This window comes from Mycobacterium sp. ACS4054 (assembly GCF_001667275.1).
Classification (GTDB): domain Bacteria; phylum Actinomycetota; class Actinomycetes; order Mycobacteriales; family Mycobacteriaceae; genus Mycobacterium.
In genome coordinates this window covers 78,551-104,548 of sequence record NZ_LZHV01000058.1, presented here as the reverse complement: position 1 = coordinate 104,548, position 25,998 = coordinate 78,551, and the positions used below count along the sequence as shown (strand labels likewise).

Annotated in this window: 23 protein-coding genes; 10 read left to right on the top strand and 13 right to left on the bottom strand. The window is 68.1% G+C overall.

Annotated features, from left to right (window positions below; genetic code table 11):
* Positions 1-4: 4 nt before the first annotated feature.
* The 3 genes from A5730_RS16950 (at position 5) to A5730_RS16940 (ending at position 4,384) form a co-directional block, all read left to right on the top strand.
* Entirely contained in the window at positions 5-1,486 is a 1,482-nt protein-coding gene (locus tag A5730_RS16950) for an NAD(P)/FAD-dependent oxidoreductase (RefSeq protein ID WP_067902706.1), read from the top strand.
* Positions 1,487-1,558: 72 nt separating this feature from the next.
* Positions 1,559-2,584, top strand: a complete 1,026-nt coding sequence (locus tag A5730_RS16945) for an NAD(P)H-dependent glycerol-3-phosphate dehydrogenase (RefSeq protein ID WP_156745844.1) — start codon at positions 1,559-1,561, stop codon at positions 2,582-2,584.
* A gap of 246 nt (positions 2,585-2,830) precedes the next feature.
* On the top strand, positions 2,831-4,384 hold the full coding sequence (locus tag A5730_RS16940; protein WP_067902701.1) for a SulP family inorganic anion transporter: 1,554 nt from the start codon (positions 2,831-2,833) through the stop codon (positions 4,382-4,384).
* Between the two features lie 22 nt (positions 4,385-4,406).
* Here the strand turns inward: A5730_RS16940 and htpX are convergent, their stop codons facing one another.
* Both htpX and grcC1 read right to left on the bottom strand, forming a co-directional pair.
* Positions 4,407-5,261, bottom strand: a complete 855-nt coding sequence (gene htpX, locus A5730_RS16935) for a zinc metalloprotease HtpX (RefSeq protein ID WP_067902698.1) — start codon at positions 5,259-5,261, stop codon at positions 4,407-4,409.
* 72 nt (positions 5,262-5,333) lie between these two features.
* The gene (grcC1, locus tag A5730_RS16930) at positions 5,334-6,350 is read right to left on the bottom strand and encodes a nonaprenyl/(2E,6E)-farnesyl/geranylgeranyl diphosphat synthase (RefSeq protein WP_067902697.1); all 1,017 of its coding nucleotides are present in this window, start codon (positions 6,348-6,350) and stop codon (positions 5,334-5,336) included.
* 15 nt (positions 6,351-6,365) lie between these two features.
* On the opposite strand from grcC1, the gene menJ reads away from it, so the two are divergent.
* Positions 6,366-7,592 (top strand): menaquinone reductase, encoded by a 1,227-nt coding sequence (gene menJ, locus A5730_RS16925; protein WP_369829891.1) that lies wholly within the window; start codon positions 6,366-6,368, stop codon positions 7,590-7,592.
* 64 nt (positions 7,593-7,656) lie between these two features.
* Positions 7,657-8,010 carry a DUF732 domain-containing protein gene (locus A5730_RS16920; RefSeq protein ID WP_067213104.1) on the top strand — a complete coding sequence of 118 codons (354 nt, stop codon included), beginning with the start codon at positions 7,657-7,659 and terminating at the stop codon, positions 8,008-8,010.
* A gap of 7 nt (positions 8,011-8,017) precedes the next feature.
* Here the strand turns inward: A5730_RS16920 and A5730_RS16915 are convergent, their stop codons facing one another.
* The gene (locus A5730_RS16915) at positions 8,018-8,710 is read right to left on the bottom strand and encodes a demethylmenaquinone methyltransferase (protein WP_067903137.1); all 693 of its coding nucleotides are present in this window, start codon (positions 8,708-8,710) and stop codon (positions 8,018-8,020) included.
* A 55-nt stretch (positions 8,711-8,765) separates the two neighbouring features.
* On the opposite strand from A5730_RS16915, the gene A5730_RS16910 reads away from it, so the two are divergent.
* Entirely contained in the window at positions 8,766-9,590 is an 825-nt protein-coding gene (locus A5730_RS16910) for an SDR family oxidoreductase (RefSeq protein WP_067902694.1), read from the top strand.
* A gap of 18 nt (positions 9,591-9,608) precedes the next feature.
* Here the strand turns inward: A5730_RS16910 and A5730_RS16905 are convergent, their stop codons facing one another.
* Positions 9,609-10,997 carry an amidohydrolase family protein gene (locus A5730_RS16905; RefSeq protein ID WP_197506280.1) on the bottom strand — a complete coding sequence of 463 codons (1,389 nt, stop codon included), beginning with the start codon at positions 10,995-10,997 and terminating at the stop codon, positions 9,609-9,611.
* A 142-nt stretch (positions 10,998-11,139) separates the two neighbouring features.
* On the opposite strand from A5730_RS16905, the gene A5730_RS24430 reads away from it, so the two are divergent.
* The gene (locus A5730_RS24430) at positions 11,140-11,937 is read left to right on the top strand and encodes a hypothetical protein (RefSeq protein ID WP_082946870.1); all 798 of its coding nucleotides are present in this window, start codon (positions 11,140-11,142) and stop codon (positions 11,935-11,937) included.
* A 150-nt stretch (positions 11,938-12,087) separates the two neighbouring features.
* Positions 12,088-13,326 (top strand): cytochrome P450, encoded by a 1,239-nt coding sequence (locus tag A5730_RS16900; RefSeq protein WP_067902691.1) that lies wholly within the window; start codon positions 12,088-12,090, stop codon positions 13,324-13,326.
* A gap of 15 nt (positions 13,327-13,341) precedes the next feature.
* Here A5730_RS16900 and A5730_RS16895 read toward each other — a convergent pair whose 3' ends face one another.
* Positions 13,342-15,948, bottom strand: a complete 2,607-nt coding sequence (locus A5730_RS16895; protein WP_067903131.1) for an FAD-dependent oxidoreductase — start codon at positions 15,946-15,948, stop codon at positions 13,342-13,344.
* A 161-nt stretch (positions 15,949-16,109) separates the two neighbouring features.
* Here A5730_RS16895 and A5730_RS16890 point away from each other — a divergent pair, with 161 nt between their 5' ends.
* Positions 16,110-16,874, top strand: coding sequence for an RNA polymerase sigma factor (locus tag A5730_RS16890; RefSeq protein ID WP_231994701.1), 765 nt, complete (start codon positions 16,110-16,112; stop codon positions 16,872-16,874).
* 9 nt (positions 16,875-16,883) lie between these two features.
* On the opposite strand, the gene A5730_RS16885 is transcribed toward A5730_RS16890, so the two are convergent.
* From A5730_RS16885 to A5730_RS16850, 8 genes are all read right to left on the bottom strand, one after another.
* The gene (locus A5730_RS16885; RefSeq protein WP_067902687.1) at positions 16,884-17,507 is read right to left on the bottom strand and encodes an FHA domain-containing protein; all 624 of its coding nucleotides are present in this window, start codon (positions 17,505-17,507) and stop codon (positions 16,884-16,886) included.
* Positions 17,508-17,623: 116 nt separating this feature from the next.
* On the bottom strand, positions 17,624-18,778 hold the full coding sequence (locus tag A5730_RS16880) for a glycosyltransferase family 1 protein (RefSeq protein ID WP_067902684.1): 1,155 nt from the start codon (positions 18,776-18,778) through the stop codon (positions 17,624-17,626).
* An 89-nt stretch (positions 18,779-18,867) separates the two neighbouring features.
* A complete protein-coding gene (locus tag A5730_RS16875) occupies positions 18,868-19,383 on the bottom strand; it encodes a DUF3592 domain-containing protein (RefSeq protein WP_067821701.1) in 516 nt (171 codons plus the stop codon).
* Positions 19,380-21,005, bottom strand: coding sequence for a 2-succinyl-5-enolpyruvyl-6-hydroxy-3-cyclohexene-1-carboxylic-acid synthase (menD, locus tag A5730_RS16870; protein WP_067902682.1), 1,626 nt, complete (start codon positions 21,003-21,005; stop codon positions 19,380-19,382). Before menD ends, A5730_RS16875 begins: the two co-directional genes overlap by 4 nt.
* 39 nt (positions 21,006-21,044) lie before the next feature.
* On the bottom strand, positions 21,045-21,827 hold the full coding sequence (locus tag A5730_RS16865; RefSeq protein WP_067902679.1) for an alpha/beta fold hydrolase: 783 nt from the start codon (positions 21,825-21,827) through the stop codon (positions 21,045-21,047).
* Positions 21,824-22,762: an o-succinylbenzoate synthase gene (locus A5730_RS16860; RefSeq protein ID WP_067903127.1), complete on the bottom strand. Its 939-nt coding sequence runs from the start codon at positions 22,760-22,762 to the stop codon at positions 21,824-21,826. The genes A5730_RS16865 and A5730_RS16860 overlap by 4 nt, the downstream gene beginning before the upstream one ends.
* Positions 22,763-22,803: 41 nt before the next feature.
* Positions 22,804-24,408: an amidohydrolase gene (locus A5730_RS16855; protein WP_067902675.1), complete on the bottom strand. Its 1,605-nt coding sequence runs from the start codon at positions 24,406-24,408 to the stop codon at positions 22,804-22,806.
* Between the two features lie 29 nt (positions 24,409-24,437).
* Positions 24,438-25,262: a maleylpyruvate isomerase N-terminal domain-containing protein gene (locus A5730_RS16850; RefSeq protein ID WP_067902672.1), complete on the bottom strand. Its 825-nt coding sequence runs from the start codon at positions 25,260-25,262 to the stop codon at positions 24,438-24,440.
* Between the two features lie 62 nt (positions 25,263-25,324).
* Here A5730_RS16850 and A5730_RS16845 point away from each other — a divergent pair, with 62 nt between their 5' ends.
* Positions 25,325-25,948: a PadR family transcriptional regulator gene (locus A5730_RS16845; protein WP_067902668.1), complete on the top strand. Its 624-nt coding sequence runs from the start codon at positions 25,325-25,327 to the stop codon at positions 25,946-25,948.
* The last annotated feature ends 50 nt before the right edge of the window (positions 25,949-25,998 follow it).

The window sequence follows — 25,998 nt, the reverse complement described above, 5'->3', positions numbered from 1 at the left end:
CACGATGACCCCTACCGAGGCCGATTACTCCGACGTCATCATCGTCGGCGCCGGCATCTCCGGCATCGACGCGGCCTATCGGATCGGCGAGCGCAACCCGCAGCTGAGCTACACGATCCTGGAGCGGCGGGCGCGAATCGGCGGCACGTGGGACCTGTTCCGCTACCCCGGGGTTCGCTCGGACAGCAGCATCTTCACCCTGTCCTTTCCGTTCGAGCCGTGGACCCGCAAGGAGGGGGTGGCCGACGGCGTCCACATCCGCGAGTACCTGGCCGCCACGGCGGGCAAGTACGGCATCGATCGCCACATCCGGTTCAACAGCTACGTCCGTTCGGCCGACTGGGATTCGTCCACCGACACCTGGACGGTGACGGTCGAGCAGGACGGCGTGCGCAAGCTTTACCGCGGCCGGTTCCTGTTCTTCGGCAGCGGCTACTACAACTACGACGAGGGCTACACCCCCGACTTCCCCGGCATCGAGGCGTTTGGCGGCACCGTGGTGCATCCGCAGCACTGGCCCGAAGACTTGGACTACACCGGCAAGAAGGTCGTGGTGATCGGCAGCGGGGCCACCGCGGTCACGCTGTTGCCGTCGCTGTCGGACCGGGCCGCCAAAGTGACCATGCTGCAACGCTCGCCGACGTATCTCATCTCGGCCTCCAAGTACGGCAAGGTCGCGGCGGTCGCCCGTAAGGTGTTGCCGCGCAAGCCCGCTCACCTGGTGGTGCGGATGTACAGCGCGCTGACCGAAGCGGTGTTCTTCGCCCTGTCCCGCAAGGCGCCGGGCCTGGTGCGCTGGCTGCTGCGCCGCAAGGCGATCAGCAGCCTGCCCCACGGCTATGACGTCGACACCCACTTCAAGCCGCGCTACAACCCGTGGGACCAGCGGATGTGCCTGATCCCGGACGCCGACCTGTACAACGCCATCGCCGCCGGCCGAGCCGAGGTGGTCACCGACCACATCGACCACTTCGACGCCACCGGCATCGCGCTCAAGTCCGGCGGACACCTCGACGCCGACATCATCGTCACCGCCACCGGGCTGCAGCTGCAGGCACTGGGCGGGACGGCAATCAGCCTGGACGGCAACGAGATCAAGACCAACGACCGCTTCGTCTATAAGGCACACATGCTCGAGGACGTGCCCAACCTGTTCTGGTGTGTCGGCTACACGAACGCGTCGTGGACGCTGCGCGCCGACATCACCGCCCGGGCCACGGCAAAGCTGCTGGCGCACATGGCCGCTCACGGCTACACGCACGCCTACCCGCATCGCGGCAACGAGCCGATGACCGAGAAGCCGTCCTGGGACATCAACGCCGGCTACGTGTTGCGGTCGGTGCATGCGCTGCCGAAATCGGGAACCAAGCGGCCGTGGAACGTGCGGCAGAACTACCTCGCCGATGCCATCGACTACCGCTTCGACCGCATCGAGGAGGCCATGGTGTTCGGCCGGGTCGCCGAGCGCGCACCCCTGGCGGGCTGAGCGCCATGCGGCCGCCGGCGGAAGTTCGTGAACTCCTACTAAATGTCCGGTGACGGCAATACGCTGATCGCCATGGCAGCTGAGATGCGCGAACCCAAGGTCGTTGTCCTCGGTGGCGGTTCCTGGGGGACCACGGTGGCCTCCATCTGCGCGCGACGAGGGCCGACGCTGCAATGGGTGCGCTCGGAGGAGACCGCCAAGGACATCAACGAGAATCACCGCAACAGCCGCTACCTCGGCGACGAGGCGGTGCTGAGCGACACCCTGCGCGCCACCACCGACTTCGCCGAGGCGGCGAGCTGCGCCGACGTCGTGGTCATGGGCGTGCCCTCGCACGGGTTCCGGGGGGTGCTGACCGAGCTGGCGAAGGAACTGCGGCCCTGGGTGCCGGTGGTGTCACTGGTCAAGGGGCTAGAGCAGGGCACCAACATGCGGATGTCGCAGATCATCGAGGAGGTCTTGCCGGGTCATCCGGCGGGCATCCTGGCGGGACCGAACATCGCCCGCGAGGTCGGCGAGGGCTACGCCGCCGCGGCGGTGCTGGCCATGCCCGACCAGCATCTGGCAACCAGGCTGTCCGGGCTGTTTCGCACCCGGCGCTTCCGGGTGTACACCACCGACGACGTCATCGGGGTGGAGATGGCCGGGGCGCTGAAGAACGTCTATGCCATCTCGGTGGGAATGGGCTACTCGCTGGGCATCGGGGAGAACACCCGCGCGCTGGTGATCGCCCGCGCGCTGCGCGAGATGACGAAGCTGGGTGTGGCCGTGGGCGGCAATCCCGATACCTTCCCCGGCCTGGCGGGCCTGGGCGACCTCATCGTGACGTGCACCAGCCAGCGCAGCCGCAACCGCCACGTGGGCGAGCAACTGGGCGCCGGCAAGCCGATCGACGAGATCATCGCCTCGATGAACCAGGTCGCCGAGGGCGTCAAAGCCGCCAGCGTGATCATGGAGTTCGCCAACGAGTTCGGCCTGAACATGCCGATCGCCCGCGAAGTCGACGCGGTGATCAACCACGGTTCGACGGTCGAGGACGCCTACCGCGGCCTGATGGTCGAGATGCCCGGACACGAGGTGCACGGCTCGGGTTTCTGACGTCGCCATCTGGCGCCGGCCAAATTCAAATCTTTGCATTCTCTATGGGCCCGGCCCGTCCGCTTGACCCTCGGTTTGCCAGCAAAATACCGTCAATCAGGCAGCCAGGGGTTCCCGGCCATGTTCCTGTGGGTCCACCCGGTTCGTAACCTACTGTGCGCCAAGGTGTTACGCCGACGTAATACAACGCAATACGGGGCGGATCTCGGAACATCCCCCGCTAACTCCTAACGAGGGACGAGACCGATGCAAAACATCGAAAAGCTCGGCAATCAACCTCAAGACCAGGGCACCAACTCGCGGAAAGATCGGGTGCGATCGATCATCCGGCACGACCTTCCTTCGTCGCTCGTCGTCTTCCTGGTCGCGCTCCCGCTGTCGCTGGGGATCGCGATCGCTTCCAACGCACCGGTGCTCGCCGGCCTGATCGCCGCGATCGTCGGGGGGATCGTGGTCGGCGCGATCGGGGGGTCACCGCTGCAGGTCAGTGGGCCGGCGGCCGGGCTGACGGTGATCGTCGCCGACCTGGTATCCGACTTCGGTTGGGGCGTAACGTGTTTGATCACCGTGGCCGCCGGCGTCCTGCAGGTGCTGCTGGGGATCAGCCGTGTCGCGCGGGCGGCCCTGGCGATCTCGCCGGTCGTGGTGCACGCGATGCTGGCCGGCATCGGCATCACGATCGCGCTGCAGCAAGCGCACGTGCTGCTGGGCGGGAAATCCAAGAGCACGGCCTGGCACAACCTCATCGGGCTGCCGGGCCAGATCATCGACTCGCACCGGCCCGGGGTCCTCCTCGGCGTGCTGGTGATCGCCATCCTCGTCGCCTGGCGCTGGGTTCCGGCCAAGGTGCGCCGGGTCCCGGGCCCCCTGGTCGCCATCGTCGTCGTGACGCTGGTGTCCGTCGTCTTCCCGTTCCACGTGCGGCGGATCGATCTCGACGGCTCGCCGCTGGATGCGCTGCAGCTGCCCGACATTCCGCACGACAACTGGGGCGCGGTGGCCATCGGGGTGATCACCGTCGCGCTGATCGCCAGCGTCGAGAGCCTGCTGTCGGCGGTGTCGGTCGACCGGATGCACAACGGTCCGCGCACCGACTTCAACCGTGAGCTGGTGGGTCAGGGCGCCGCCAACATTGTGTCGGGCACCATCGGCGGGTTGCCGGTCACCGGCGTCATCGTCCGCAGCTCGACCAACGTCAACGCGGGCGCCAAATCGCGCGCCTCGGCATTCATGCACGGCGTGTGGATCCTGCTGTTCACCGTCCCGTTCGCGGAGTTGGTCGAAGAGATCCCGACGGCGGCGCTGGCCGGGCTGCTCATCGTCATCGGCGTCCAGCTGCTCAAGCCGGCCCACATCGAAACCGCCTCGAAGCACGGCGATCTCGCCGTGTACGTCGTCACCGCCGTCAGCGTCGTCTTCCTCAATCTGCTGCACGGGGTGCTGATCGGGCTCGCGCTGGCCATCGCGCTGACCGGGTGGCGGGTGATCCGGGCCAAGGTCGAGGCCAAGCCGGTCGACGACGAATGGGAGGTGACCATCGAGGGCGCCGCATGCACGTTCCTGGCGCTCCCCCGCCTGACACGGGTGCTGGCGTCCATCCCGGCCAGAACCGTTGTCACCGTGCATGTTGCGGTGCACTACCTGGATCACGCGGCACACCAGACGATCAGCGACTGGCAGCGCCAGCACGAGGCCAACGGCGGCACGGTCCGCATCCAGGGCGCACTCGAGACGGGTCACTCGGCGCGCAAGGCCGAGGGTGAGCTGGTGGAAACCGAAAGGCCCGAGGCGGCTGCGTGATTGGGGGTTAGCGCGGGCGATATCAACCCCGCGCCATCGCCTCCAGCCGGCGGATGCGGTCCTCGATCGGCGGGTGCGTCGAGAACAGCGAGCCGATTCGCTCACCCGCACGGAACGGGTTGGCGATCATCAAGTGCGCCTGGCTGGCCAGCTGCGGCTCCGGGGGCAGCGGGGCGGCCTGCACACCGCCGGAGATCTTTCGCAGCGCCGACGCCAGGGCCAGCGGATCACCCGTCAACGCCGCGCCCGACTCGTCCGCCTGATACTCCCGGGACCGGGACACCGCCAGCCGCACCACGGTCGCCGCGATCGGGCCCAACAGCGAAACAAACAGCAGCGCAAAGGGATTGCCCTCGTCGTCGCGGTCGCCGCCGAGGAACATCGCCATGTAGGACAGGGCGGTGATGATCGACGCCATCGCGCCGGCGATGCACGAAATGAGGATGTCTCGGTTGTAGACATGCGACAGCTCGTGTCCCAGCACCGCGCGCAACTCGCGCTCGTTGAGGATCCCCAAAATGCCGGTGGTGCAACACACCGCGGCGTTGCGCGGGTTACGCCCGGTCGCGAAGGCGTTGGGCGCGTTGGTGTCGCTGATGTAGAGCCGCGGCATCGGCTGGTGCGCGGCGGTGGCGAGCTCGCGCACGATCCGGTACATCGCCGGCGCCTGCAGCTCCGATACCGGCTGCGCGTGCATCGCCCGCAGCGCAAGCTTGTCGCTGTTGTAGTACGTGTAGATGTTCATCCCGACGGCGAACAGCACCGCCAGGAACATCGCCGTCCTGCCGAACAGCGAGCCCACGAACACGATCAACGCGGACATACCGACCAACAAGGCGAAGGTCTTCAGCCAGTTGGCATGGGGATGCCAGGTCATCGGTGTCCTCCTTGGAGCATCAACTATCGCTCATTGAACGCCTGAAACGGCGGCCAAGGTTCCCCCGACGCGCTAGCCGTGCCGACTGATGGTGTACTCGACCAGCGTCTGCAGCGCCCGCCGACCGGGCAGATCGGGCAAAAGGGCCAGCTCGTCGCGGGCCTGTGCGGCGTACCCGGCCAACGTTTCCTTGGCCTGCACCATCCCCGGGGACGCCCGCAACAGCGCCAGCGCCTCGGCCACCGCGTCGTCGTCCTCGATGGGCCCGGCCAGCAGCTCGCGCAGCCGCGCCGCGTCGGGCCCGGTTTCGCGCAGGGCGTAGAGCATCGGCAGGGTGTGCACGCCTTCGCGCACGTCGGTGCCGGGCAGCTTGCCCGACTCGTGCGAGTCGCTGTCGATGTCGATGATGTCGTCGGAGATCTGGAAGGCGGTGCCGACGATGCCGCCGAGGCGGCTGAGCCGCTCGACCTGCTCGCCGTCGGCGCCCGAGAACATGGCCCCGAACCGGCCCGCCGCGGCGATCAGGCAGGCGGTCTTCTCGTACACCACCTTCAGGTAATGCTCGATCGGGTCCGCCCCTTCGGCGGGTCCCGTCAGGCCGCGGGTCTCCCGCATCTGCCCGGTCACCAGCTGGGCGAAGGTCTCGGCAATCAGCCGCACCGCCTCCGGGCCCAGCCGCGAGACCAGGCGCGACGCGGTGGCAAACAGGTAATCGCCGGCCAGGATCGCGACGTTGTTGCCCCAGCGGACGTTCGCGGTGGGCGCGCCCCGGCGCACCTCGGCCTCGTCCATCACGTCGTCGTGGTAGAGCGTGGCCAGGTGCACCAGCTCGATGACCGCGCCCGCGATGGTCACCTCGTGCGCGTCCGGATTCGGCCCCAGCTGCGCGGACAGCACGGTGAACAGCGGGCGGAATCGCTTGCCCCCGGCCTTGAATAGGTGCGTCAGCGAGTCGATCATCACGTCGTCGGCGCCGCGCAGCTCGGTGTCCATGAGCTGCTCGACCCGCCCGACGCCGTCGCGCACGGTCGCCGCGAATGCGGCGTCGCCGAAGTCAACGCCCGCCACCACCGTCGCCGGAGTCCTCACGCGACCAACATACTGGTGGATGTGTTGACCGGAGCCGACGTGGTGGTCGTGGGTGCCGGACCCGCGGGTTCGGCGGCCGCCGCGTGCGCCGCGCGCGCGGGCACCGACGTGCTGGTCGTCGATTCCGCCAGCTTCCCCCGCGACAAGGCGTGCGGGGACGGGTTGACCCCGCGTGCGGTCGCCGAGTGCGAGCGCCTCGGCCTGGGCGACTGGCTGGACACCCGAATCCGGCACCGGGGCCTGCGGATGAGCGGGTTCGGCGGCGAGGTGGAGGTCGGCTGGCCGGGCCCGTCGTTTCCCTCGACCGGCAGCGCGGTGGCCCGACTCGAGCTGGACGACCGAATCCGCAAGGTGGCCGAGGAGTCCGGCGCGCGGATGATGCTCGGCACGAAAGCTGTTGCGGTGCATCATGATTCGTCCCGAAGAGTGGTGTCGCTGACGCTTGCCGACGGCACCGAGGTGGGTTGCCGGCAGTTGATCGTGGCCGACGGGGCCCGGTCTTCGCTGGGCCGCAAGCTGGGCCGGCGTTGGCATCAGGAGACGGTGTACGGGGTCGCCGCCCGCGGGTACCTGACCACCGCGCGCGCCGACGACCCGTGGCTGACGTCGCACCTGGAGCTGCGCTCCCCGGACGGTGCGGTGCTGCCCGGCTACGGCTGGATCTTCCCGCTCGGCAACGGCGAGGTGAACATTGGCGTCGGGGCGTTGTCGACGTCCAAACGGCCGGCCGACCTGGCGTTGCGACCGCTGATCGACTACTACACCGACCTGCGCCGGGACGAGTGGGGCTTTACGGGGGCGCCGCGGGCCGTGTCGTCGGCGCTGCTGCCGATGGGCGGCGCGGTGTCCGGGGTGGCCGGGCCCAACTGGATGCTGATCGGCGACGCGGCGGCCTGCGTCAACCCGCTGAACGGCGAGGGCATCGATTATGGGATGGAGACGGGCCGGCTGGCCGCCGAGCTGCTGGAGTGTCGCGACCTGTCGCGCGTGTGGCCGTCGCTGCTGCAACAGCATTACGGCCGGGGGTTCTCGGTCGCGCGCCGGCTGGCCCTGCTGCTGACCTTTCAGCGGTTCCTGCCCGCGACCGGTCCCATCGCGATGCGCTCCCCCCGGCTGATGACGATCGCCGTGCGGGTGATGGCGAACCTGGTGACCGACGACGACGCCGACTGGGTGGCGCGGGCCTGGCGGGGGGGCGGACGGCTGTCCCGGCTGCTGGATCGCCGGGTGCCGTTCAGCTGAGCCCTACCCCGTCCGGCCTGCTGTTTTTCCCCGCGCCCCAGATGAGAGGTGTATAGTCCGGCTAATGAAGGGAACGAAGCTGGCTACTATTGGCGGCCTGGCCGCCGCCGCCATCGCGCTGGCCGCGCCGGCGCTGGCCTCGCCGCCGCCGTCCAACGACTACGACGCGCCGTTCAAGAACACCGTCAACGGGTTCGGCATCTACCAACCGCAGGATCAGCTCGCGTGGCTGGGCAAGATCACCTGCGACCGGATCGGCCGCGGCGTGGATGGTGACCCGTACAAGTCGGCGAACTTCATTCAGCACAACCTGCCGCGCGGCACCACCCAGGGCCAGGCGTTCCAGTTCCTCGGTGCCGCTGTCGACCACTACTGCCCGGACCAGGTCGGGTTCGTGCAGCGCGCCGGCACTCACTAAACAGTCTTCAACGCAGCGGCTTGTAGGCCGCGTGCAAGGCCACGATGCCGCCGGTCAGGTTGCGCCATCGCACCGCGGCCCAGCCGGCCCGCGAAATGTCGTGCGCCAATCTCGTCTGGTCGGGCCACGCCCTGATCGACTCCGCGAGGTAGACGTAGGCGTCGGGGTTGCTGGACACCGCGCGCGCCACCCGGGGCAGCGCCCGCATCAAGTACTCCTTGTAGGCGGTGGCGAACAGCCCGTTGGTGGGCGTGGAGAATTCGCACACCACCAACCGGCCCCCCGGCCGGGTGACGCGCGCCATCTCGCGCAGGGCCGCCTGCGGGTCGACGACGTTGCGCAGTCCGAAACTGATTGTGACAGCGTCGAATACGCCGTCGCCGAACGGCAGCCGGGTGGCGTCGGCGGCCACCTTCGGCACCCTGCGGGCGGCGCCCGCGGCGAGCATGCCGACCGAGAAATCGGCCGCCACGCACCACGCCCCCGACTTCTCCAGCTCGACGGTGGACACCGCGGTTCCCGCGGCCAGGTCCAACACCTTCTGGCCCGGGCCGATCGACAGTGCCGACCGGGTGGCCTGCCGCCAGTAGCGGTCCTGGCCCAGCGACAGCACGGTGTTGGTCACGTCATAGCGGCGGGCGACGCCGTCGAACATCGACGCGACGTCCCGGGGGTCCTTGTCCAACGCCGCGCGACTCACGATGGAAACGCTACCTGCCGGGAATGAGAAGCCCACATCGGCGTTGTAGGGGTGCGTGACTGAAAAAGTTTGGTTTATCACCGGTACATCGCGGGGTTTCGGACGGGCGTGGGCGGTAGCGGCGCTGCAGCGCAGCGGCGAGGTCGCCGCGACGGCGCGCAACACGGCATCGCTGGACGACTTGGTTGAGCAATATGGCGACGCGCTGTTGCCGATCCGGTTGGACGTCACTGATCGCGACGCCGACTTCGCCGCGGTCAAGCAGGCGCACGACCACTTCGGGCGCCTCGACATCGTGGTGAACAACGCCGGCTACGGGCAGTTCGGGTTCGTCGAGGAGCTCTCCGAGAGCGACGCGCGCGATCAGATCGAGACGAACGTCTTTGGGGCGCTGTGGATCACCCAGGCCGCGCTGCCATACCTGCGCGATCAGGGCAGCGGCCACATCATCCAGGTGTCCTCGATCGGTGGCATCACGGCATTCCCCTTGGTCGGCATCTACCACGCGTCGAAGTGGGCGCTGGAGGGCTTTTCGCAGGCGCTGGCGCAAGAGGTCGCCCCGTTCGGCGTGCACGTCACGCTGATCGAGCCGGGCGGCTTCGACACCGACTGGGCCGGGGATTCGGCCATGCACGCCGACCCGCTGCCGGCGTACGACGAGGTTCGCGCCGCCGTGCAGGCCGAGCGCAGCAGGCGCTGGGTCAGCCCGGGCAATCCGGAGGCATCGGCCGCGGCGCTGCTGAAGGTGGTCGACGCCGAAAAGCCGCCGCTGCGAGTGTTTTTCGGCGCGTCACCGCTGGAGACGGCCAAGGCGGACTACGAGAGCCGGCTGCGCACCTGGGAGGAATGGCAGCCCGTCGCGGAGCTGGCGCAGGGGTAGCGAGAGGGTCGCAAAGAATCAAGCCCAAATGGGTCCGACGGGCCGGTAGACGTTCGTCAGCGCCTGCCGGATGGCCGACAGTTTGGGGGCACGGTCTTTCCCCGGTCGAATCGCGTACCTCGTGTCCAGAAGCATTTGTCGTCCCCAGGCGCGAACGCTTTCGTACTCCTGGTCGATGTGGCCGAACAGTACGGTCACAAAACCCACTTGACCGTAGACAACATCGCCGCCGATCATGACCAGCTCCACCTCCGCGGGGGTCGACTGGCAAATCGACTCGTACGGGTCGTGATCTTGGCGCGCCATCACCACCAGGTCGGCAGCGCGGCCGACCTCCAAGCGCCCCAACTTGTCTCCCAGCCCCGCGACATCCGCGGCCCCGGAGGTGACCATCGTGACCAACTCTTTGGCCGTGATCGGATGATTTTGATTTTTCAGCTCCTCACGAGCGACTTTCATTTCCGCGAGCAGGCTCTGCGAGCCGCTCGGAAGCCAGTCCGCCCCGAGGGCCACGGGCATGCCGATTTCGAGAGCATCGGCGACAGAGGTCGTCTGGTCATAGAGCCTCAGATTGGATTGCGGCGACCACACCAGCCGTGCCCCCACCGCGTTGGCCTGCTCGAACTGTTCGCGGCTCAGCGCGGTGCCGTGAATGATGATGGTCGCGGCGGTCAGCCCACCCAACCCCACCAAGTGGTCGAACTCGTCCCGCGACCGCTGATTGTCAGCACGCCCCTCGGCCAGGTGCACGTACAGCGCCTTTACTTCGCCGGCACCGATCGACTCGACGATCTTCTTGAAAGCGGGGCCGCCGCGCGGTGAGTCGAGGCTTGACGGCAGGTCGATCACCGCGCGCGCACGATGCTCGCCGAAAATCGTTCCGTCGACATTGCGAACCATCGACTCCTCGGACCCTTGTGTCTTCAGACTCGCGCCCTGGATCGCGGTGACGCCTCCGACGAGGGCCCGTATCTCCGCATAGCGCAGCTGATAACCCGTCGGCAACGTGCTGAGCAGATCGTTCTGCGGTCCCCGGATCAATTCCTGATATGGCTTACTGCTCCGCCACCCGTACCTATTGACGTAGGTCTTTGGCGGCTCCCACGGAGCGAAGACGTTGAACTCAGGATGGCCGTGGAGATCTAGCATTCCGGGCAGAATCACACCGTCCGTCTGCAAGCACGAAAATACGCCCTCCGGCTGTTTGGTGCTGATGTCGGTAATTACCCCGCCTGCCACCGTTATCCAGCCATCTTGGGTGCCGTCGGGCGTGATCAGCGTTCCGCCGATCGCGACAGCCTGATCGGGCAGCGCGAACCCGCGGACATCGATGCCGTCCAAGCCCCAACCGGGCCGCGGCTCGGGAATCTCCAACGCGTCGGGCATGCCTTGCAGGTAGGCGTCCATAAAGAGATTGGATCTGCGTGTTTGTGTCATGTCTTCCTCCACCTGAGACGTAATCAGTCTTAATCCGGAATGGGTCTCCTCGGCGGATAATGGACGAAACTGATGCGCTCGATCTTGATGCGACCGAGGACTGAGGGGAAACATGATCAGCTTCGACAGCGGCCCACCATTGGCATTCGCCGAGCACTTCGCGAAGTTCCCGGAAATCGCCGAGGAATACCGAAAATATTTCTGGTACGACTGGGGTCCGGTTTTCTACCGGGGCCGTCTGACCGGAGACGCGCGATTGATCGGTATCGGATCCGACCCGGGACCTACCGAACGCCTTGTTGGACGGACCCTGGTCGGCGACGCCGGTCAACGCGTCCAAGGATTTGTGGCCAAGCTGGGTCTGACCCACTCCTACGTTCTGGTCAACGCCTACCCGGTGGCAGTGCATCCCTCAAACGTCAGTGAAGCCAAGCCCGTGCTGGCAGACCCACAACAAACCGCTTGGCGAAATCGCTTCTATGACATGCTCGTTGGGCCCAATCTTGAGGCCGTTGTCGCGTTCGGCGCGAATGCCTCGGCAGCGCTTGAACTATGGACGACGAAACCGGACGTACCAACGTTCCAAGTGCCGCACCCGTCGAGCCATGACGCCACAACTTTGCTCAACAAGTGGCGCGCGTCCGTCCCTGAACTTCGCAACGTGATAACGCCCGACGAGGACGGCGACACAACACTGCCCAACTATGGCGATTCATTCGAAGAAGCTGACTACCAGCGGATCCCGTCAGCGGATCTTCCATTCGGCCTGCCGCCCTGGATGGGCGACGACTCGTGGGGACGGCGGGCGCAACCGAAGCACAACAATTGCGTGAGCCGCCCAGCTAACGACCCCGACCACACACTTATTTGGCAGGCCCCGACAGAGGCTGAATTAACCATGCGGCACTGACCCGCTGCTCCGGTCGCGACTTCATCGCCAGCCGCAGGCTCAACTGTCATCAATGCGCAAAGACAGGTAGTCGGCTACGCATGTGGTGGGCTCTCACGCCCCTGAGACTCGGTGGTGGAAGCACACCACCGACGACTCACGGGGACCACCATGACCATCACGGTTGACGCGCCGACCTACCCGAGTGTGTTTGATGCCGGCCTTCCCACGATCGACTACGAGCATTGCCAGAACATCGAGGAGGCCCACGCGATCATCCGCGGCGCGCGCCAGCAGGCGTCGATCGCCATCGGCCCGCACGGGCCGGAATTGCTGACCTATGAACTGGTTCGAACCGTCCTGCGCGACCCGCGGTTCCGCGTGCCGCAGGGCATGTTCCTTGCCTCGCAGGGCATCACCTCCGGCCCGTTGTGGGAGCGCGTCGCGACCAACCTGATCAGCCTCGACGGGGCCGCGCACCACCGGCTGCGCCGACTGGTGTCCAAAGCCTTCACCCCACGAGCCACCGCGCGACTGCGTACGACGATCACCGACGTGATCAACGACCTGATCGACCACCACATCGCAGCCGGGCGCTGCGAGGTGGTCGTCGACATCGCCCGTCAATACCCCATCCCGATCATCTGCGCGTTGTTGGGCGCCCCGGCCGAGGACTGGAAGCTGTTCTCGGAGTGGACCGACGACATCTTCAAGGCCTTCAGCTGGGACGTCGCCGCACACCAGCGCACCATTTTGGCCGCGTGGGACGAGCTCGACGCCTACATCGACGGCATGGTCGCGCAGCGCCGCCACAACCTGACCGACGACCTGATCTCCGACCTGATCCGCGCCGAGGACGAGGGCGACCACCTCACCGCCGACGAGCTGCGGATGCTGGCGGCGGGCCTGCTGGTGGCCGGCACCGACACCACCCGCAACCAGCTGGCCGCCTCGGTACACGCGCTGTGCGACCGCCCCGACCAGTGGGCATTGCTCGCCGAGCATCCCGAACTCGCGAACGGCGCGGTCGAAGAGACCATGCGGCATTCACCGATCGCGGCCGCCACCTTGCGCATCGCACTCGAGGACGTCGAAATCGCCAGGGTCGCAATCCCCGCCGGCACCCTGGTCATCGCGAACACCGCCGCCGCCAACCGCGACCCCGCCGTCTACGACGAACCCGACCGCCTCGACATCACCCGGGTGGGGGCCCCGCCGATGCAGACGTTCGGCGCCGGCATGCACTACTGCCTGGGCGCCAACCTGGCGCGGCTCGAGCTCTCCGAGGCCCTGGCCGTCATCACGCGGCGCATGCCCAACGCCCACCGCACCGGACCCGCCCCGTGGAAGCCCCTCACCGGGCTCAGCGGGCCGGCGACGTTGACGATCAAATTCGACGAATACAGCTGACCGCCGCCTCGGCCATCAGGCCATCGAATGCGAAATCGGTTTCGCGGCAGAGAATTCGCGCAGCGCATCCGCCATCCGCGCCCGCACCGGCGCGCCAGAGATGACCACGTCGACCATCGGCACCGACAGGTGGGTGTGACCGCGTGCGCCGACGTGCTCGGTCGGCACGCCCGCGGCGCGCAGCGCGGCGGCGTAGGCCTTGCCGATATCACGCAGGGGATCGAACTCGGCGGTCACCACGAGGGCCGGCGGCAGCCCGGAGAGGTCATCGGCATTCAAGGGCGCGAATCGTGGATCGTCGCGGTCGGCCGCGTCGATGTAGTGGTCGTAGCACCATCGGAGTAGCGGCGTCGTCAGGCCGTATCCGTCGGCATTCTCGGTGAACGATGCGCGCGTCATGTCGCCGGATGTCAAGGGCGTCAACAACACCTGTCCCGCGATGGCCGGCCCGTCCATGTCCCTCGCCAGCCGGCATACCACCGCCGCGAGGCCTCCGCCCGCGCTCCAGCCGCACACCGCCAACCGACCTGGGATCCCACCGAGCGCCTCGGCGTTGTCGGCGACCCACCGTACCGCGGCCATCGCGTCGTCGACGGCCGCGGGAAAGCGGTGCTCGGGCGCATGGCGGTAGTCCGCCGAGACCACCATGGCGCCGCTTCGCGCGCACAGGTCGCGGCACAGCGGATCGTCCGAGGCGGCGTCACCGAGAACGTAGCCGCCGCCGTGGAAATACACGACCACCGGGTGCGGGCCGGGGGTAGCGGGCCGGTAAAGCCGGTACGCCAAATCACCCGCGGCGCCGGGCAGTACACCGTCGACGATCTCGCCGACGTCGGGCCCCGGCGGCCGGGCCATCGACATCTGCGCATACATCGCGCGGGCGTCCTGGACGGCCATCGATTCCATTGGCGGCAGGTTCATCTCCGCCACGGCGTTGAGGACCATCTCAACGTCCGGTTGCAACCGGCGCACCACCCCGTCGTTGCATCGAGATCCGCCGGGGCCGGACAGGCGGAACCCCAGATAATCTCGGGCGACAACCTCGTCACAGCCGGCGCGGTAGAAGTCGAGGCCGGCGCAATAGGGCAGGAAAACCCGCGGTTTTCCGGGCACATTGGCGCCCATGTACCACGAGTTGGCCGCCGGGTAGAGCGTGATGTCGGCGCAGTCGTTGACGTGTTGCGTCCACCCGGCTTCGGCCGTCTCGGTGGGCTCGATGACCTCGAAACCTTCCGCGCCCAGGTAACCGAGGCAGTCGAGCACCCAGTCCGCGTGCTGTTCGATCGACACGACCATGTTCGTCAGCACCGAGGGACTTCCCGGGCCGGTGATGAAGAACAGGTTGGGGAAGCCGACCGTGCTCAACCCGAGGTACGTCTGCGGGCCGTGCGCCCATTTGTCCTTCAGCGCCAAGTCGTTTCGGCCCCGGAAGTCGACCGCGGTCAGCGCGCCGGTGACGGCGTCGAAACCGGTGGCGAAGACGATCGCGTCCAGGGCGAAGGACTCGTCGACGGTGTCGATGCCCGTTTCCGTGACTTGCCGGATGGGGTGTTTGCGGACGTTGACCAGGCGGACGTTCGGCAGGTTGTAGGTGGCGTAGTAGTTCGTGTCCAGGCAGGGCCGTTTCGCCGCGACGGGGTGATCGGTGGGGCACAGATCGGCCGCCGTCTGCGGGTCCTCGACGATGGAGCGGATCTTGTTGCGGAAGAACTCTGCGAAGTGGGCGTTGGCCGCGGCATTGCTCATCACATCGGAGAATGCGTTCACCGATTCGAACAGCAGGCCGCCGCTCCAGACTTGCTCGTAGCGTCGTTGCCGTTCGGCCTCCGACACGCTGAAGGTCGGGGTGATGCTCCGCTCCATCGGAATGCCGGCCGGTGAAATCCTTGCCGCCGCACGGTATTCCGCCTCATTCTCCGTTTGCGCAAGCTTCTCGGCCGACAACGGGCCGTTGCGCGCCGGGATCGAAAAATTCGGGGTCCGCTGAAAGACCACCAGTTCCCGCGCTTGCTGGGCGATGATCGGAATCGATTGAACGCCAGAGGAACCCGTGCCGATCACCGCTACCCGCTTGCCGCGGAAATCCACCAGCTCGTGCGGCCAGTTGCTGGTGAAGTACACGTCGCCGGCGAACCGCTCGAGTCCGTCGACCTCGGGCGGCTTCGGCGCGGAAAGGCAACCCGTGGCCATCACGACGAAACGACAGGTGACCTGATCCCCCGCGCCGGTGCTGACCCGCCACAACGAGGCATCGTCGTCCCAGCTCGCCCGCTGCACCCGCGTCGAGAAGGTGATGTGGCGCCGCAGGTCGTGCTTGTCCGCGACGTGATTGAGATAGCGCAGGATTTCCGGCTGGGTGGCGTACTTCTCCGACCACTGCCAGTCGCGGCGCCAGTCGGGATCGAAGCTGTACATGTAGTCGACGCTGGGCACGTCGACCCGGGCGCCCGGGTAGCGGTTCCAGTACCAGGTGCCGCCGAGGTCGTCGCCCGCTTCGAGGACGCGGAATCGGTAACCGGACCGACTTAGCCGGTAGGCGAGGTACAGGCCCGCGATGCCCGCGCCCACCACGACCACGTCGACGTCCGGCCGCAGCCGGTCTGTGCTGGCTGTATCGGTCATCGTCTGATGATCCCGCCACACCCAGCGGCTGTCTTGAGTACGGCAATACTCGCTTTGCTGTCGACCCTTACCAAATGGGTAGGAAACCCTTCCCTTCCGGGAGAAGAAACTGGCCCTCGCGGTAATTACCAGAGCAGCGATAATCCCCGAGCATTTCAGTCATGACTTCCATGACCACACTGTCGAACCACCGCATCGTCAGCGACGCGGACCTCGCCCGGGCCGCGGCGGCCGGTGATCGCGCGGCGCTGGCCGTTATCTACAACCGCTATGCGGCCCCACTGCACGCCTACTGCGTCGGCATACTGCGTGATCGCCACGCCGCCTCCGACTGCGTGCAGGATGTCTTCTGCACCGCCACGACAGAATTGCCGAAGCTGCGTGACGCGGACAAGTTGAGGTCGTGGCTCTACGCCATCGCCCGCCGCAGCGCGCTGCGGGCCCTGTCGGATCGCCGCCGCGAGGCCGCCTGTGACGAGCTGCCCGACAACGCGGCGACCGGTCCGGGGCCGTTTACGCTGACGGCCCAGAACGAACTCCGTCAACTCATCACCCAGGCGGCCGGCGGACTGTCCGAGCGCGACCGCCAGGTACTGGAACTCGCCTACCGTCACGGCGTGACCGGAACCGAGCTCGCACAAGCGCTGGGCATCAGCTACGAGTCCACCAAGAAGGTCCTGCAGCGGCTGCGCGACACCGTCGAACGCTCGTTGGGGGCACTGTTGGTGGCCCGCCGCGCTTCGGCGCACGGATGCCCGCGGCTCGCCGCGGACCTGTCCGGCTGGGACCAGCAGTTCACCGTCCTGATGCGGAAACGCATTGCGCGCCACATCGAGTCATGCCCCAGTTGTGACGAATACCGCCGCAGCGCCCTCAATGTCGTTGCCATGCTCGGTGGCGGGGTACTCAACGAGCTGTCCAGGTAGTCCCTGAGCTCAATTCTGCGTACGACGGTCACGCAACATGGAGCGGTTGACGGCCCCGAGCCGGATGGCCGCGTTGGCCAGCCGCACTCGGCGATCCCCCTCTGCCGTGATGCCGAACTTGTCGTACAGGTGTTGCAGGTGTTGCTTGACCGCCGCCTCCGTGACAAACAGCTCTTGGGCCATCCGGCGAACCGATGCCGGCTCGGGAAACGGGTCATCCGCGGCGAAGGGGCGACACAAGACCTTGAGGACCTCGAGTTCGCGTGCGGTCATCCGGGGCGGACGCAGGATGGACTTGCCGGTTTCGGTTTCTTGATCACCCGGTGCGTCGTCGGCCCCTTTCGTCATCCAGAAGACCAACCGTGAACTGCCCAGCCGCAATTCGTCGCCAGACCGCAGGATCCGTTCCGCAGCGATCTTTTCCCCGTTGACATATGTGCCGTTGCGGCTACCCAGGTCCCGCACGGACCAGGCTTGCCCGAAGTTCTCCAAGACGGCGTGTACGCGCGACACGGTGGGGTCGTGCTCCAACGCCACCGCATTGGTCAAGGACTTGCCGAGGGTCATTCGTTCACCACTCAGCGCGACCAGCTCCCGCCCCGACGGCCTGAAAACTTCCAAATGGGACGACATATGGGCCCCTCCTATCAGGCCCATTCTGACCCCACGACTGAGGAAATGGCCGGAGAACGGCCCGCTGAGCCGAAAAACACGCGCTCGAGCCCTGCCCACCGAGGGCTGAGAGTCGGTTACCCGCCTTGGGCGTACCGCTTGGCGAACATCCGCCTGCGGGCGAACGGCGACAGCACCGCCTCGTAATGGCCGAGCAGCTCGTCGCAGATAACGGGCCAACTGCGGCCGAGCACGCTGCGCCGGGCCGCGAGCGCGTAGCGATGGCGTTCGTCGATCAGGTGGGTGACGGCCGCGGGCAGCCTCGCCTCGAACTCGTCGACGCCCAGTAACAAACCGGTGCGCCACGGCGTGACAAGGTCGCGTGGGCCGCCGGCGTCGGGGGCGATCACCGGCAACCCCGACGCCAGCGCTTCTTGCACGACTTGGCAGAACGTCTCGTGTTCGCCGGGATGCACGAAGACATCCATGCTGGCGTATGCCACGGCGAGCTCTTGGCCGTACAGCGCGCCGGTGAAAACCGCTGTCGGCATTGCCTTCTGCAGCTTGTTCCGGTCGACACCGTCACCGACGATGACGAGTTGCACGTCGTCGCGCGCCGCCAGCGGGGCCAACCGCTCCACGTGCTTCTCGGGCGCCAGCCGGCCGACGAACCCGACGATCGGCTTGCCGTGCGGCGACCATCGCCGCCTGAGCGCCTCGTCGCGGGCCGACGGGGCGAACCGCAGCACGTCGACACCGCGCGCCCAGTGGTGCACCCGCGGGAAACGATGCGCCACAAGGGATTCGATGGTGACGCTGGACGGTGCCAGCGTGCGGTCGGCGAGGCTGTGCAGGTGCCGGAACCAGGCCCACGCCGCCCGTTGCGTCATCGGGATGCCATAGCTTGCCGCGAAACCCGGTACGTCCGTTTGATACACGGCGACCGTCGGCACGCCCAGCCAGCGGGCCGCCTTGACACCGCCGTAGCCGAGCAAGGCCGGCGAAGCCAAATGCACGACGTGCGGGTCGAATCCGCGCAACACGCTCACCATCCGCGGTGTCGGCACGCCCAAGGGCAGCGTGGTCACCTTGGGGAACATGCGCGACGGGACTCGGTGCACCCGAATCCCGTCGTAGATACGATCCGCCGGAGCCGCACCGGGAGGGGTGTCGGGCGCGACGACCAGGGCTTCGTGACCGGTCCGACGCAGATGCTCGAGGACCCGGATCACCGAGTTGCTGACACCGTTGACTTCCGGCAGGAACGATTCGGCGACGATGGCAACGCGCACAACACTACGGTCTCAGCACCGGCTGTCGCGAAGGTTGCCTGCGGGCATACGTCGCGCGAAATCTGCTGGTCGGGCGCAGTGAACCCCAGCTAGGCGGGTGTGATCTTCGCCTCGGGCCGGCGATCCAGCAGCTTGTCCAGCAGCGCCAGCCCTACCAGGAGGACGGCGGCCACCAGCCAGCACACCACCGCGATGGACCCCGCCGGGATGATGGCCAGCCCGGCATTGCGGTGCTGCACGCGAACCAGGTTGGGGTCGTTCTTGTTGTATTCGACGTAGATCCGCATCCCGGTCGCCAGGTGCGACGGGTAGAGCACGCCGAGCTCGGGACGATACGTGACCCGCTCGGGGGTGACGAATTCGATGGTGGAGCGGCGCGGCCCGGCGCTGAGCACCTCGGCCTGCGCCACCCCCATGTTGTGTTGAATCGCAAGGTCGTCGCGCCACGCCCCGGCGACCAACAGGACCGATTGCAGCGTGACCAAGCCGGTGACGATGAGCACCGCGATCCGGGCCCAGCGCAACGCGATCCTCGCCGGGGTCTGCGGCGGCTCGTCACTGCGCCCGTGAATCAGGATGCGCAGTAACGCTTTTGGGCTCGTCACAGGGCGGCCTTGATGGCGGCATGCAGCTGTCGCAGCGACGACCGGTCGGCCTTGACCTCCAAAACCCGCATCCCGGTGGACGGTTCGTCGAGCGCCGCGCTGAGTTGCTCGGCCTCGATCTGCCGGCTCTCGACGTGATAGGCGCGACACAGCGCGCCCACGTCGACGTCGTGCGGCGTGCCGAAGATGCGCGAGGACACGTCGGAGAACCGCGGGTCGCCCTGCTCGAGCAGCTCGAAGATGCCGCCGCCGTTGTCGTTGGAGACCACGATGGTCAACTGGCGCGGGGTCGGCTCGGTGGGGCCGATCAGCAGCCCGGAGCTGTCGTGGACGAATGTCAGGTCCCCGATCAGCGCGACGGTGCGGCCCTCGTAGGCGAGGGCGGCCCCGATCGCAGTGGAGACCGTGCCGTCGATGCCGGCGACCCCGCGGTTGGAGCGGACCCGGATGCCGTGGGTGTCCAGCCCGACCAGGGCGGCGTCGCGGACCGGGTTCGACGCCCCGAGCACCAGCTGGTCCCCGGGCCGCAGCGCGTCGGCCACCGCGGCCGCCACGTGCAGACCCGTGGTCAGCGGGTGCGCCTCCAGCTGCCCTCGCACGGCCTCGATCGCGTGCCGGTTGACCTCCGCGCAGCGCCTCAACCAGGCCGGATTCGGCGTGCCGCTGGTGACCGCCCGTGTCCCGGTGGCCTGGGAGTTGCCCGAGACGTCCGGCCAGCGCGGCCCGGTGGTCAGCGCGTACACCGGCACCTGCGGGTCGGCCAGCAACGCCGACACCGGCCGGTGCAGGGTCGGGCGGCCGAGCATGATCACCTGCTTGGGCCGCAGCAGCGGCAGGGCCAGCGGGTGCAGGGGGTTGGCGGGGGCCGGCGCCGTGGGCTCGGCGACGGTCGGCAACTCGGCGAGGTTGGGATGCGTGCCGGCGCCGTGCCCGGCGATGACGACCGTGTCGGGCGACAGGTCGATGTCCAGGGGCTGGTCGAAGGTGACCGGCGGGGTGTAGGTCCACGGGCGCCCGTCGGGCCGTCCCGGCGGGAAGGTCGCGCCGCGGGGTTCGGGATCGGGCACCAGGGGTTCGCGCAGCGGGATGTCGAACTGCACGGGCCCGGCGTTGGCGGTGCGAGATCCCGTGGCGGCGGCCAGGACTCGGCAGGTGGCCGATCGCCAGGTGGCGTTGAGCCCGTCCATCCGCTCGGGTGCGTCCTCAGCCAGGCCCAGGCTGATGGCGGCGCGGACCTGGGTGCCGAAATAGCCCAGCTGCTCCATGGTCTGGTTGGCCCCGGTGCCCAGCATCTCGTAGGGCCGGTTGGCCGACAACACGATCAGCGGCACCCGCGCGTAGTTGGCCTCCACCACGGCCGGTCCCAGGTTGGCCACGGCGGTGCCCGACGTCATGGCGACACACACCGGGGCGCCGGCGGCGATCGCCAGCCCAATGGCCAGGTAGCCGGCGGTGCGCTCGTCGATGCGGACGTGCAGCCGGATCCGCCCGGAGCGGTCGGCGTCCTGCAGCGCGAACGCCAGCGGCGCGTTGCGCGACCCCGGGCAGAGCACGACGTCGCGGACGCCGCCGCGAATCAGCTCGTCGACGACGACGCGGGCCTGTGTCGTCGAGGGGTTCACTCCTACAGCCTGTCACAACCCGCCGACCGGGCGCGTGGCTCAGTTGCCGGCGAAGAACTTCAGCGCGGCCTCGTTGACGGCGTCCGGGCGCTCGAAGAAGCCGAGGTGGCCGGCGTCGGGGATCTGCACGTACCGACCGTTGGGCAGCGCGTCGGCGACCTCGCGCCCCAGGTAGGGCGGCGTCAGCACGTCGTCGGAGAAGCCGATCACCAGCACCGGGGTCGCGATGGCGCGGTAAGCGGGCAGCCGGTTGGTGTACGGGGCGACGTCGAGCTGGCAGCGAGTGCCCGGGGTGGACTTCATCGGCCACATGGAGAACATCGCGATCCAGTCCGCCACGGCGACGTCGTCGTTCAGCGTCTTGCGCGAAAAGTTCTCCAACAGACGGATTTTCGCGTCGTAGGAGTTCGGCAGCTGGACGCCGGCGTCGCTGAGTTCGGCCTCGGCGTCGCGGAAGAACTGGCGCGCCTTGTCCATCCGGCCCCGGGTGCCCATCAACACCGCGGAGCTCACCAGCTCGGGGCGGGCGAGCATGAGTTCCTGGGCGATGAACGCCCCCATCGACATCCCGACGACGCGGGCCGGCGCGGCGTCGAGGCCCTCGATCAGCGCCGCGGTGTCGGCAACCATGGTCTGCGTCGTGAAACCCTGCGCGTTCTCGGTGGCGCCGATTCCGCGGTTGTCGAAGGTGATGACGCGGTAGCCGGCGGCCAGGAACGCGGGCAGCTGATACGGGTGCCAGGTCCGACCGGCACCGCCGTGGCCGCTGATGAACACCACCGGCTCGCCGGAGCCGCGGTCGTCGTAAGCCAGGTTGATCACTCGGACGACGGTACAAGCAGCGGGTGGCAGGCCTTGACCCGGTCGATCCACCACTGCCGCCGCTCCGGGGCCGCGGCCAGCGCGCGGAGTCGCCCCGGATCCGGCGTCACCGGCGCGACCGCCAGGGCGCCCCCGACGGGCGGGGCGACGTCCGCCACATCCTGCACGAACAGCCCCCCGGTGCCCAGGCCGCAGGCATGGCGCAGCGCGGGCAGCGCCGCCGCGGCGGCCAGGCCGGCCGCGATTCCCACCGCCGAGTCGATCGCGCTGGAGACCACGACCGGGATGTCGATCTGCGCGGCGATCGACAGCATGGCCGAAATGCCGCCCAGCGGAGCGACTTTGAGGACCGCGATGTCGGCGGCGCGGGCGCGTACGACGGCGAGCGGGTCGTCGGCCTTGCGGATGCTTTCGTCGGCGGCGATCGGCACGTCGACCCGCGCGCGCAGCGCGGCGAGTTCGCCGACCGTCGCGCAGGGCTGCTCGAGGTACTCCAGCGGGCCATCGGCGGTCAGCGCGGCCGCCGCCCTGGCCGCTTGCTCGACGCTCCAGCCGCCGTTGGCGTCCACCCGCACGGTCGGCACGAGTTCGCGCACGGCGTTGACCCGCGCGACGTCGTCGGCCAGCGTCTGGCGGGGCTCGGCGACCTTCACCTTGGCCGTCCGGGCGCCGGGGAAACGGGCCAGCACCTCACCCACCCGGGCGGCGGCGACGGCCGGCACGGTGGCGTTGATCGGGATGCGGTCGCGCAGCGGCGGCGGCGGGGGGCGGTAGGCCGCCTCGATGCCGGCGGCCAGCCAGTGCGCGGCCTCCGGCGGCTCATACTCCAGAAAGGCCCCGAACTCCCCCCAGCCCGCGGGGCCCTCGATGAGGGCGACCTCTCGGGTGGTGATGCCGCGGAACCGCACCCGCATCGGCAGCGCGACCACATGCATGCGGTCCAACAGGTCTTGCAGGCGGGGCGGGCGCGTGGGCGTCACTGGCCATAGACCTGGCGGCCCGCCAAAAACGTCGCGCGCACCTCGAGGTCGGCGATCCGCTCCGGCGGGACGGTCCGCGGATCGGCCGACAGCACCACCAGGTCCGCGTACTTGCCCACCTCCAGCGAGCCGACCACGTCGTCGGAGAACAGCTGCCAGGCCGCGTCGATGGTCTGCGCGCGGATCGCCTGCTCGACCGTCAACCGCTCCTCGGGCGCCAGCACCCGGCCGCTGGGCGCCGTGCGGGTGACGGCCACGCTGATGTTGCGCAGCGGCTCCTCCGGGGTGACCGGCGGGTCGTTGTGCAACGAGATCCGCATGCCGGTGGCCACCGCGGAACCCGCTGGCATCCAACGGGATCCGCGCTCGGGACCGAACAGGCCGTCAACGATGATGTCGCCCCAGTAGTGGATCTGGTCGACGAAGATGCTGCAGGTGACGCCGAGATCGGCGGCGCGGCGCAGCTGCTCGGGCCGGATGGCGCCGACGTGCTCGAGGCGCAGCCGGTGATCGTCGCGCGGGTGGCGATTGAGCGCCTCTTCGTACACGTCGAGGATGGTGTCGACGCCGGCGTCGCCCTGCACGTGGCAGGCCATTGGCCAGCCCAGCGGGAAGTAGGCGCCGACGATCTCGCTGAGCTGTTCGCGGGTGTAGTTGGCGTGCCCGCAGGAGCCGGGCGGCACCCCGATGGTGCGGGTGGCGTCGGTGTCGAGGTAGGGGAAGGACAGGGCGATGTTGCCCACCCACGGGGAGCCATCCACCCAGATCTTGATGCCGACCTGGCGCAGCATGTCGTCGCCCTGGCCGGGGGTGGCGTCGGTGCGCATCTGCGGGTTGGAGATCTCGTAGGTGCGCAGCCGGACCGTGAGGTCGCCGCGCAGCCGCTCGACCACCGGCCCGAACGCCGGGTCGAAGGCCATCTCCGAGCAGGTGGTCAGGCCGGCGCGGTTGAGCCGGGCGCACTCGGCGAGCAGCATCGCCGGATAGTCCTCGGGCGCGATGGCCCCGGCCAGCAGCGGGAACACCGCGCCGGTCTCCTCGGCGGAGCCGTCCAGGTCGCCGCGCGCGTCGCGGCCGAATCGCGCGCCCTTGGGATCGGGGGTGTCGCGGGTCAGCCCGGACCGCCGGGCGGCATGCGAATTGAAGTAGGCCTTGTGCCCGGAGTTGTGGATGATGACCAGCGGCCCGTCGGGCGAGGTCTCGTCGAGCCAGTCCAGCGTCGGCTGCGGCAACCCGCGCTGCAGCAGCGGATCCCAGCCGTTGAGGTAGGCGCCGGCGGAACCCCGGGCGGCGACCTCCCGGCGGACCGCGGCGACGACATCGTCGGCGTCGGGCAGCGTGACGGGCCGGATGTCGACGATCCGGTCGCTCAGCGCCAGCGCCTCCATCAGCGGATGGCCATGCGCCTCAACGAATCCCGGCATGACGCAGCCGTTGCCGACGTCGATGGTCCGGGTGTCCGGGCCGAGGTGCGCTTCGATTTCGGCGCGGGTGCCGACGGCCATGATGCGGCCGGCGGCGACCGCGAGCGCCTCGGCGGTGGGCCGGTTCTCGTCGACGGTCAGCACGGTTCCGGTGACGACGAGATCTGCGGCGGCCATGTGCAGGGATGCTAGTGGTCAATACCGCTTTAGGGACGTTCCAAGTAGGAGTGGAGCTTGAGCGCCTTCCACGGCCGCCGGCCGCCGACGATCCTCAGCCCCCGTCGTGCGGCGGTGACCGGCCCGATGCGTTGGTAGATCAGGTCGCACAGCGTCGAGGCGGGCATCTGTAGCACGGCGTCCGGGCGGTCGGCGGGCCGGCGCTCGCGCATGTCCGCCACCCCGTCGTGAATGTGGATGACGTAAGGGCGGGCGCCGGGAAGCGTGAAAGCGACGCAAAGATCGGTGCCGGGCGGCAGCCCCGTGCGCAGATACCCCGGCCCCTCGCCGTATTGCATCAGGCCCCGCGCGATGAGCAGCATGTCGCGTTCGTCAATCTGCCAGGGCGCTCTGATCGCTCGCGCGACGTCCCTCCCGTGGAGAATCAACTCGCCCAGCCAGACCGCCTGCCCCGCGATGATGTCCAGCATGGCACCGCCATGGGCCTCGTATACCCGGTCATTCGAACCGCCGTCGAAAAACGCGTCCATGACCGGTGCGAGATCGTTGATCTGGTCGGCGATTTCGGGGATCGGCGCCATCAGCGCCTCGAGCTCTGCGCGGTTGATGTCGTCCAAGTCTCGCGCATAGGTGGCGCGGTGAAAGTCGCGTCCCTCGGCGAGCGCTTGAAAGCGATGTGCCATGGACAGCACGTGGGCGACAACCTGTTGAACGGTCCAGTCCAGACCGGGGACGCACAGATCTGGGTCCGCGGAACGGACCAACCGGTCGAAGCGGACCCGCGCCCGCCCGATGCGATCCCGCAATTCGTCCCTGTTCGTGTCGACGATCGCTACGTAGTCGGTGTCATTCATGATGGACCTCCATACTCCACTATGGAGCTTTAAGTTACTCCACGTTTGAGTATTGTCAAGGGATGGCCTCCGCACCGACGACCACCTCCTTCGCGCTTCTCGGCCTGCTCGCCATCAAATCGTGGACGGCCTACGAGATCGTCGCTCAGATCAAACGCGGGGTGCACTTCTTTTGGCCGCGATCGGATGCTCACCTGTATGCGGAGCTGAAGCGGCTCGTCGAGCGCGGTCACGCGACCGCAGAAGTAGTCGAGGGCCGCCGACGCCAACGCACCTTGTACACGATCACCCCGGAAGGCCGTGCGGCACTTGAGGAATGGTTCGGCAGCGAGCCGGCCGCGCCCGTGATCGAGGCCGAGGGATTTCTTCGGTTGTTCCTCGGCGACCAGGCGACCGTCGAGGACCTGCGCTCGTCGCTCGAAGGCACCGCGCGCGAGGCGCGCGAGCTCTATGCCAAGGGCAGGGCGCTCATCGCCGAGCTGCTGGGCTCCGGCGGCCCGTTTCCCAATCGGCTGCACCTGGTTGAGCCCGAATCGACGTTCATCGCCGAGTTCTACCGGAACGTGATCGAGTGGTGCGAACGGACGATCCGAGAGATCGAGGAATGGCCCGACACTCGCGACGTCGGCCTCACCCCGCAGGGACGCGAGCGGTGGGAGCGGATCCTGGCCTGGCCCGATCCCTAGACCGGCACGCGCCGCCACCGAGGGGGTGGCTGACTAAAACTGCAACACGT